This is a genomic window from Streptomyces alkaliterrae (genome assembly GCF_007097205.2).
Lineage (GTDB): Bacteria > Actinomycetota > Actinomycetes > Streptomycetales > Streptomycetaceae > Streptomyces > Streptomyces alkaliterrae.
Genome location: NZ_VJYK02000215.1, coordinates 1 through 9,447 on the forward strand (window position 1 = coordinate 1; position 9,447 = coordinate 9,447).

Annotated in this window: 7 protein-coding genes; 3 read left to right on the forward strand and 4 right to left on the reverse strand. The window is 71.9% G+C overall.

Annotated elements, in window-relative coordinates; all coding sequences use genetic code 11:
* Positions 1–72: 72 nt before the first annotated feature.
* Entirely contained in the window at positions 73–717 is a 645-nt protein-coding gene (locus tag FNX44_RS18775) for a DUF4291 domain-containing protein (RefSeq protein ID WP_143649456.1), read from the forward strand.
* 89 nt (positions 718–806) lie between these two features.
* Complete coding sequence (locus FNX44_RS18780) at positions 807–2,165, forward strand: MDR family MFS transporter (RefSeq protein ID WP_143649457.1); 1,359 nt, start codon at positions 807–809, stop codon at positions 2,163–2,165.
* A gap of 28 nt (positions 2,166–2,193) precedes the next feature.
* On the opposite strand, the gene rox is transcribed toward FNX44_RS18780, so the two are convergent.
* From rox to FNX44_RS18795, 3 genes are all read right to left on the reverse strand, one after another.
* Positions 2,194–3,699 (reverse strand): rifampin monooxygenase, encoded by a 1,506-nt coding sequence (rox, locus tag FNX44_RS18785; protein WP_143649458.1) that lies wholly within the window; start codon positions 3,697–3,699, stop codon positions 2,194–2,196.
* 242 nt (positions 3,700–3,941) lie between these two features.
* Positions 3,942–5,228, reverse strand: a complete 1,287-nt coding sequence (locus FNX44_RS18790; RefSeq protein WP_143649459.1) for a low temperature requirement protein A — start codon at positions 5,226–5,228, stop codon at positions 3,942–3,944.
* Between the two features lie 118 nt (positions 5,229–5,346).
* Positions 5,347–6,801, reverse strand: coding sequence for a WGR domain-containing protein (locus FNX44_RS18795; RefSeq protein WP_143649460.1), 1,455 nt, complete (start codon positions 6,799–6,801; stop codon positions 5,347–5,349).
* A gap of 188 nt (positions 6,802–6,989) precedes the next feature.
* On the opposite strand from FNX44_RS18795, the gene FNX44_RS18800 reads away from it, so the two are divergent.
* Positions 6,990–7,379, forward strand: a complete 390-nt coding sequence (locus FNX44_RS18800; protein WP_143649461.1) for a Scr1 family TA system antitoxin-like transcriptional regulator — start codon at positions 6,990–6,992, stop codon at positions 7,377–7,379.
* 55 nt (positions 7,380–7,434) lie between these two features.
* Here the strand turns inward: FNX44_RS18800 and FNX44_RS18805 are convergent.
* The coding region (locus FNX44_RS18805; RefSeq protein WP_143649462.1) for a xanthine dehydrogenase family protein molybdopterin-binding subunit at positions 7,435–9,447 on the reverse strand (2,013 nt) is incomplete at its 5' end.

Sequence of the window (9,447 nt, forward strand, 5' to 3'; positions counted from 1 at the left end):
CCAGTGACCACCCCACCCCGGCGTGGGGGAATTCACTGGCACGCGGGCACGCCGCTGCCTCAGCCTTGCCCCATGACCGACACACATCTCGGCGGCGGGGAGCCGAAATACCGTGTACGAGCCGTCCATTCGGCGGAGACCGTCACCGTCTACCAGGCGTACGGGCCGCGCATCGGCCTGCCTGCGGCGCGTGACGGCCGCTTTCCGGCCGCGTGGAAGCGGGAGCGGATGACGTGGATCAAGCCGTCGTTCCTGTGGATGATGTACCGCTGCGGGTGGGGAACCAAGTCCGACCAGGAGACCGTGCTCGCCCTCACGATCACCCGGGCCGGGTTCGAGTGGGCGATTCGGAACGCCTGCCTCACCCACTACTCCCCCGCCGTCCACGAGTCCCGCGAGACCTGGCGGGAGGCGCTGCGCACCGCTCCCGCGCGCGTCCAGTGGGACCCCGAACGGGACCTGCGGCTGCGGCCGTTGGAGCACCGCTCGCTTCAGCTCGGGCTCTCCGGGGAGGCCGCCCGGCGCTTCGCCGACGAGTGGATCACGGACATCAGGGACGTCACGCCGCTCGCCTCGCGCGTGCGGGGCCTCGTACGGGCCGGTGACCTCGCGACGGCGGCGAGCCTGCTGCCGGAGGAGTCCCCCTACCCCGCTCCTCCCGGCCTCCTCTCCCATCTGGTTCCGCGCGTCAACTCCAGCGGCTCCGAGGCCGCTTGACGGGGATCGTCAATTGAGTGGCGGGGGCGACGAACGCGCCCGTAAGTTGCGTACTCCCAGATCACCGCTTACACGCTCGGGGAGTCGACGTGCCCGCACCACCACCCCTCCGCCGGTTCGTCGACGCCACCCGGGGGAGCGTGTCGGGCCTGCCCCGGCAGTTCTGGTGGCTGTGGACGTCGACGCTCGTCAACCGGCTCGGCGCGTTCGTCGCCACCTTCCTGGCGATGTATCTGACCGCCGAGCGGGGGCACTCCGCCACGTACGCCGGGATGGTCGCCGCCCTGTACGGCGCCGGGGGCGCGGTCGCCGCCATCGGCGCGGGGGTGCTCACCGACCGGCTCGGACGCCGCCCCACCCTGCTGCTCTCGCAGTCCGGCACCGCCCTGTCCGTGGCCGCGCTCGGCTTCGTCGAACACCCGGTGGCGATCGCGGCCGTCGCCGCGCTCGTCGGCATGTGCAGCAACGGCTCACGGCCGGCCGTGCAGGCCATGATGGCGGACATCGTCGCCCCGAAGGACCGCATCCGCGCCTTCGCCCTCAACTACTGGGCGATCAACATGGGCTTCGCGGTCTCCGCCGCCGCGGCAGGGCTCATCGCCGAGCACGGCTACCTGTGGCTGTTCCTCGGCGAGGCCGCACTGACCCTGACCTGCGCCGTGCTCGTGTTCGTCAAGCTGCCGGAGTCCCGGCCGGAACGCCCGGCGCAACCGGTCGGCACGGCGTCCGGACCGAGGCCCGGCTCGAAGGGCCGGAGCGCCGACGTCTCCATGCTGACCGTGCTGCGCGACGGGCGGTTCATGGCCGTCACCGGGCTGAGCTTCCTCATCGCGACCATCTTCACGCAGGCGTACGTCTCCCTCCCCATCGCCATGGCGAACCAGGGGCTCACCAGCGCCGACTACGGCATGGCGATCGCCGTCAACGGCGTGATCATCGTCCTCCTCCAGATCCCCGTCACCCGGTTCATCGAACACCGCGACCCCGCGAGGCTGTTGGTCGTCTCCTCCCTCCTCGTCGGCTATGGCTTCGGCGCGATGGCCTTCACCGACGCCGTCGGGCTCTACATGCTGGCCATCTGCGTCTGGACACTCGGCGAGATCATCAACTCGCCGACCCAGATGGGCCTGGTCGTGCGGCTCTCCCCGACCCACGGGCGGGGGCGCTACCAGGGCATGTTCACGCTGTCCTGGTCGCTGGCCGCGCTGTCCGCGCCGCTGGCCGGCGGCGCGGTCATCGACCGCTGGGGCGCGAACACGCTCTGGGGCGCGCTCGCCGTCGTCGGCACGCTCGCCGCCATCGGCTACGGCACGCTGCTGCGCTCCCTGCCGCCGCCGACGACCGCCGCGAGCGGCGACGAAGGCGGCGACGAAGGCGGCAGCGACGCGAACGCCGGACCGGCGGCCGCCGGCCGGCCCCGGGCCCAAGCCCAAGCCCGGGAGCACTGAGCGGGCGCGCGACCGGGCCGACGGCGGCTCAACCGCCCTCGGCCGTCCCGGCGGCCGCGTGGGTCGACGCTTCCGCGCCGGACCCGTCCTCGCGGCCGAACCAGTCGGGGAGGTGGGCGCGCAGGTCCTCCTGGTCGTCCCCGACCCACGCCACGTGCCCGTCCGGCCGCAGCAGCACGGCGGGCACGTCCAACTCCTCGCTGACGTCCACGACGTGGTCGACCCGGTCCGCCCAGCCGCCCACCGACAGCAGCCCCGTCTGGTCCAGCAGCAGCCCGCGCCCGCCACGCGTCAGCTCGTACAGGCGCCCCCGCTTCTCCAGCGTCACGTCCCGCAGCCGCCGACCGAGCAGTTCGTGTCCCTCACCGAAGTCGTACCGGACCAGGAAGCCGGAGATCTTCTCGATCAGATGGCGGTTCACCTCCTCGATGTCCATCAGCTCCGACACCAGGCGGCGCACCGCGCGGGCGCCGGAGTCGGAGAGCAGCAGTTGGGTCTGCGCCCGGGTGAGATCCAGGACGTCGGCGGCGACCGGACGCCGTTCGGACTCGTAGCTGTCCAGCAGGCCCTCGGGCGCCCAGCCGGCGATCCGGGCGGCGAGCTTCCAGCCCAGGTTGAAGGCGTCCTGCATTCCCAGGCTCAGGCCCTGCCCGCCGGTCGGCGGGTGGACGTGCGCCGAGTCCCCGGCCAGCAGCACCCGGCCGACGCGGTAGCGGTCGGCGAGCCGGGTGGCGTCGCCGAACCGGGAGATCCAGCGCGGCGAGTGCAGCCCGAGATCAGTCCCCGTCAACTCGCAAACGCGAGCAGTCAGTTCCTCGAAAGTGGGCGGCACGGCGCGGTCCTCCGCCACCTCGGCGGCGGGCACGATGAAGCGGTACCCGCCGTCTTCGAGCGGCATGGTGCCGAAGCGCCCGTGCCGCTTGCGGGCCTCGGCCATCACCACGTCCAGCGTCTCCCTGGAGACGGTGACCTCCACCTCGCCCAGCATCCACTCGTTCCTGGCCGGCTCGCCGGGGAAGCCGACGCCGAGCAGCTTGCGGACCGTGCTGCGCCCGCCGTCGCACCCGACGAGGTAGCGCGCACGCAGTTCCTTCCCTCCCCCGGCGGACGCGCCCTCCGCTCCGGCCGCCTCGACGGTCACCCCGTGCTCGTCCTGCTCCAGACCGACCACCCCGCAGCCGCGCCGGATCTCCACGCCGACGCGGACGGCGTGCTCCTCCAGCAGCCGCTCGGTGAGGTTCTGCGGGATGCCCAGCACGTACGGGTGCGCGGTGTCCAGCCGGTCGGGCCAGGGCTTGTCGATCCCGGCGAAGAAGCCACCGACCGCGTACCGCTTCCCCAGCCCGAGGAAGCCCTCCAGCAAGCCGCGCTGGTCCAGCACCTCGACGCTGCGCGCGTGCATGCCCAGCGCGCGGACCTGCTCGCTGCGCTGTTCCTCCTTCTCCAGCACCGCCACCCGCACACCGTGCAGCCGCAGTTCGGCCGCCAGCATCAGGCCGGTGGGCCCACCTCCGGCGACGATCACGTCGAACATTCAAACCCCCCACTCACGAGACCGGTCGAAAAGCCAGTAACCCGCACAGACGTCGCCTACCCGCCATGTCGGCAGGTTTCTGGCTCGGAGCGAGCATTCTGCGCCACCACCCGGGCCTTGCCGCAAGGCCCCCCATCCGCTATATGTTGAGAGTGGCGAGGAGCGGGTCTCCTTGCCATTTGCCGTTCTGGGCAGGCGTTCCGCCCGCGGCCCGCGCCGCGCACGGCGCGTCCGCCGGCGGCTCAGCGGTCTCGCGCGGCGAGGTCTTCGAGGATGCGCCGCTGGTGCTCGTGGCCGACCGTCTCGTAGCCGGACACGGTGACGTAGGGAGCGAGCATCACGACGAGCAGACACACCGCGACGGCGACACCGGCCACCGCCAGCAGGACGGCCACGGCCAGGATGGTGAGGCTGAGCCCGACGAGCAGCAGGTGGTACCAGTCCCTCGCGGAGACCAGCAGGGCGTACAGCAGGTAGCACGTCAGCAGGTAGAGGCCGACCGGGAGGGCCAGGGACAGCACCACCGCGGTGTCGCTGATCCGCGAGTGGTGCTCCAGGTGCAGACCGGCCACGTGGAGGGCCGCGCCGGCACACGCGATGCCGATGTACAGGGGGATGTGTCCGTAGCCGAAGAGGTAGCCCCGGTTCCGGCGGTGGACGAGGACGTCACCGAAGGGGACGTTGAAGTACACCCACCACATGCCGAAGGTCAGCCCGATCCCGGCGACGACCACGGCAACGCCGTTCCCGCTCCACTGCGTTCCGTCCGCGCCGCCGAGCAGGCCGCCCGAAGAGGCGACGGTACCGACCACTCCCTCACCGAGCGCGATGATCGCGAACAGGCTGTACCGCTCGGCGACGTGATGCGGGTGCCAGGGCGTTCCGCCCGCGTCGCCCTGGGTGAGTGACGGCAGGAGCAGCTCCAGCCCGCCGACCACCAGGACGCCGCCGATCACGACGGGGAGCGGCAGATGCGCGAACCCGATGACGACCCAGCAGAGCTGGGCGACGACGGTCCAGCGGATGTTCTCCAGGCCCACCTTCCGGAAGCGCGGCGACTCCCGGGTGACCCGCCACCACTGGAGGACCAGCGCGACCCGCATCACGAGGTACCCGAGGACCATCACCCGCAGTTCGAGGCGCCCGCCCTGCTCGACGGAGTGGAACATCGCCGGGATGCCGAGCGCGAGGACGACAACGCCGATCATCTGGAGCATCGTCAGAGCCCGGTAGAGCCAGTCGTCGGTACCGAACGCGGAGGCGAACCACGTGTAGCCGATCCAGGCGATGACGATCGCGAACATCGCGAGGACAAACGCCAGGATCGCCTGCGTGGGATGCCCGGCGGCGAGCATCTCCGCGAACTGGAGTGCCGCCGTGCCGACGGCGACGACAAAGGTCAGGTCGAACAGCAGCTCCAGCGGGGTGGCGGTTCGGCCGTGCTCCGCCGGGTCACGGCCGGCCATCGGCACCAGGCGGCGGGTCAGCCCGCGCCCGCCGGCAGCGCCGCGGGGAGAGGAGTCGCTCATGCGCAGCATGATGCCCGATATGTCCGACTCCTCGCGGTGACGCCACGCACCGGCCGGACCAGCGACCGCATCCGGGCCGGCCGCGCCGGCGCGGCGCGCCGATCTCCGCGGGCACCGCTCAGCGCAGGCGCCGGATGTCCCCCCGGATGCGGTAGAAGCCGCCGGCCGCCGGGTGCAGCGCGTCCACGACGTACCGGGCGCCGGGCTCGCGTATCGCGCGCGGGAACTGCACGTTCCACGAACGGTCGTAGCCCTCCGACACCACGTGCACCCGCACGCGCCCGCCCTGCTGCACGCACTCCACGACCACCGATCCGGCCGGCGCCTCGGCCACGGCGGTGACCGCCGCGGCAGCCGTCGCCGGCTGGTACGTCGGCAGCGTCGCCGCGAGCTTCACGTCCCGCGCGACCGGGACCGTGCCCTGCTGCGCGGCCTCGACGGCCGACTCGCTCGCGTCCACGCACACCAGCGAGCCGTCCGTGGTCACCAGGTACAGCCGCTCGTCGTGGTACTGCATCGACAGCGCCGACCCGCCGCCCGTACCGAGCTTCCACAGCCGCGTGCCGTCCCGGTCGAAGCAGTAGACGGACGACGCCGCGTCCCCCGCGAAGACGTACCGCCCGCCGGGCGACGTCGCACACGAGTAGACCGACGCGTCGCAGCCGTACGTGGCCTCGACGCCACCGCTCCGCTTGTCCAGCCGCTGCACGGCGCGGTGCGCGGTGCCCGCGTAGACGGCGGTGTCCTCCTGCCAGCCGAAAAGGACCGGCCCCTTGGTGCGGGTGTGCCACAACTCGCGCCCGCCGTCGGGCGCATAGGCCGTCACGCCCCGGCTGTGGCCGTGGTAAACCGCCTTGTCGTCGGCACGGACCATCCACGCGTGGTCGCCCTGGCTGCCGCGCGACCACTGGTGCTCGTCCTCGTGGTCGATGACCGTCAGCCGGCCCTCGCGGTCTGAGACGTCCAGCACGCCCTCGTGGATGTCCAGCCAGAAGATGTCGACGTTCGCCGCGATGTCGTACGCGGCGAACGGCAGCTTCGAGGACAGGTCGTAGACCCGGCCGTCGTCGCAGCCCGCGTAGATCCAGAAGTCGTCGGCCACCAGGCACTTGACGCCGTCCGGCAGGTTGAAGTGGGCGAGCACGCCGCCCTCGTGGTCGAGGGTGTAGACGTCACCGGCCTGGTTGCCGACCCAGCAGCGGTCGTCGTCGACGTGGATGCCGAACGCGGAGGACCCCGTACGGAAACGCCACAGCACCGGCGCGACGGCTCGCGCCGTGGACGGCGCGGACGCCACCTGGCGCCGCGTCACCGGCCGCGGCGCGCGCTCGCCCTGCACCGCCGGGGCGTACCCCTTGCGGACCTTCTCCCCCACCTTCTTCGCGGCCGCCGCCCGCGCCTTCTCCGCCGTCGGGAACGTCGAGGTCGACGTCTGCCCGGCCGCCCCGATCCGTCCGTAACGGATCGTCACCACCGTCCCGGCGACGGTCACCTCGTAGAACTTGTGCGCGCCACCCCCGTCCTGCGACAACTCCAGATACGTCGTGGACGTCTCGGACCTCAGCAACGACATGGACAAACCCCTCCCCGAACCGGCCCGACACTCTCCCGCCGAACCCACTCCCCCGAAGCTAGACCCGACCACTGACAACGACTGTTCGGGCCGGTCACACCCACCGACCGACCCGGGGCGCACCGCCGCCGCTACCTCCGGTCGCGAAGGGTGAACCACACGACCTTGGCGTCAGGTCCGGTTCTCGTGTGGTCCCACGCGTCGGCCAGGCTGTCGACGAGGAGGAGACCGCGCCCGCCCTCCTCCCCGGCCCCCGCCAGACGGAGGAGTACGCGCACGCGGTGTTCCAGGAAGCGGTACCAAAGCTCAACGGCGCGACCCTTCTGCACCGCCTTTCACATCGGCTGAGGCGACGTGACGTACTCGACCGCGCCGATCCACTCAAGTGCACCTTCCTGATCCACGAAGCCGCACTGCGCATGGCCTTCGGGAGCCGAAAGATCGCCCAGGCACAGCTCGGCTGTCTACTGAAGCACCCCGAGCGGGACAATGTGACGGTCCATCAACGGCAACCGCTACCCGGGGGCCGACGCGACATCTTTGTCAGCAAGGTCTGGTGGGGCGGCCCCTGCCGCTGACAGTACGAATCCGGCTCGCCCCGGCAGTGCTGCCGGGGCGAGCCGGATTCGTGGGTCAGGCGCTCGGGGCGCCCGAGGTGGCGAGGACGTCCTCGATGGTGATGGGGAGTTTGGAGAAGTGATGGCCGGTGGCGTGGTGGATGGCGTTGGCGATGGCCGCGGCGGCGCCGGACTGGCCGATCTCTCCGACGCCCTTGACGCCGAGCGGGTTGACGACGGTGTCCTCGACCTCGATGAGGTCGATGTCGATCTCCGGGGTGTCGGCGTGCACCGCGACGAGGTACTCGCCGAGGCTTGCGTTGGCCCAGCGGCCGGTGCCCGGTTCCATGTGGCTTGCTTCCAGGAGGGCTTGGCCCACGCCCCAGATCATGCCGCCCATGAGCTGGCTGCGGGCGGTCTTGGCGTTGAGTACCCGGCCGGGCGCGAAGGCGCCGGCCATCCGCCGGACCCGTACCAGGCCGAGTTCGGGGTCGACGGCGACCTCGGCGAACTGGGCGCCGAAGGTCAGCATGCCGAAGGGGGCGTCGTGTGGCGGTGGGCCCCAGGAGCCGGTGGCCTCGACGTCGGGCAGGAACTGGCGCTGGAGGAGTTCACTGTAGGTCTCCCCGGTGCCGGGGTTGTCGGCGTGTGCCATCCGGCCGTCGGTGACGGTGATCCGGGTGGGGTCGGCGCCGTGCAGCGGGGAGGCGGGGTCGGCTACGGCGCGGGCGATCAGTTTGGAGCGCAGCTCCACACAGGCGGTGTGCACGGCGGCGCTGACCATCCCGGCGCCGGCGGAGCCGACGGCGGCGGCCGCGTGCGGCAGGTCGGTGTCGCCGCCTTCGAAGCGGCAGCGGTCCACGGGCAGGCCGAGGGTTTCGGCTGCGACCTGGGTCATGGCGGTGAGTACGCCGGTGCCGATGTCGGTGACGGCGGCCTGCACGGTGGCCATGCCGTCGGCGTAGATCCGGGCGCGGGCGCGGACCGGGTTGTTGGGGGCGTAGACGGGGTAGGCGGCTGTGGCCATGCCGAGGCCGAGCAGCCAGTGGCCGTCGCGGCGGGGCGGTTGGGCGCGGCGGTGCCAGCCGATCCGGTCGGCTCCGGCCTGGTAGCACTCGCGGAGGCCGTTGCTGCTCCAGGGGTGGCCGGTCGCGGGGTCGGTCTCGGCGTAGTTGCGCAGCCGCAGTTCCAGGGGGTCGACGCCGATGCGTTCGGCGAGTTCGTCGAGTGCCGTTTCGAGGGCGAACAGGCCGGTGGCCTCGCCTGGGCAGCGCATGAAGGTGGGGGTGCTGGTGTTGGCGCGGATCAGCCGGTACACGCCCTCGTAGTTGGGGCAGGCGTAGAGGTGCCCGGAGAGGGCGAGTGAGGGTTCGGCCCAGTGGTCGAAGGGGGAGGTCGGGGAGAGTTTGTGGTGGCGGACGGCGGTGAGCCGGCCCTGGTCGTCGGCGCCGAGCGTGACGTGGTGCTCCTGTTCCTCACGGTGTCCGCAGGAGGTGAACATCTGCTCGCGGGTGAGGGCGAGGCGTACCGGGCGGCCGACCGCGCGGGCGGCGAGTGCGGCCAGGGTGGGGTGGTGCCACACCATGGCCTTGGCGCCGAAACTGCCGCCTGTGTAGGGCGAGACGACCCGGACTCGGCTGTGCGGGATGCCGAGCAGGGCGGCGACGGTGTGCTGGGTCGCGGTGACGCCCTGAGTGGCGTCGTGGAGCGTGAGCCGGTCGCCCTCCCAGTAGGCGGTGGTGGCGGAGGTCTCGATGGGGTTGTGGTGGTTGGGGGCGAAGCTGTAGACGCGGTCCACCGTGGTGGTGGCCTCGGCGAGTCCGGCGGTGACGTCGCCCCGCTCCGAGCGTCCGGGGACAAAGCCGGCGAAGATGGCCTCCGGCTCGTACGCCTGGTCCCGGGCCTGGTCGAGGACGGTGACCGAGGGTTCCTCGGCGTACTCGACGCGGACCAGATGGGAAGCGTGGAGGGCGCGGTCGTAGGTGTCGGCGACGACAACGGCGATGTGCTGTCCGGCGTAGTGGACGCGGTCGCTCTGCATGGGGAAGAAGGTCTCCCCGGGGGCCGGGCCGCCGGCGAGGGAGGGGAG

Excerpts from the sequence above, each read along its gene's own strand:
- FNX44_RS18775 (WP_143649456.1), top strand. The coding sequence starts at position 73 with ATGACCGACACACATCTCGGCGGCGGGGAGCCGAAATACCGTGTACGA.
- rox (WP_143649458.1), bottom strand. The coding sequence starts at position 3,699 with ATGTTCGACGTGATCGTCGCCGGAGGTGGGCCCACCGGCCTGATGCTG.
- FNX44_RS18790 (WP_143649459.1), bottom strand. The coding sequence starts at position 5,228 with ATGAGCGACTCCTCTCCCCGCGGCGCTGCCGGCGGGCGCGGGCTGACC.
- FNX44_RS18795 (WP_143649460.1), bottom strand. The coding sequence starts at position 6,801 with ATGTCGTTGCTGAGGTCCGAGACGTCCACGACGTATCTGGAGTTGTCG.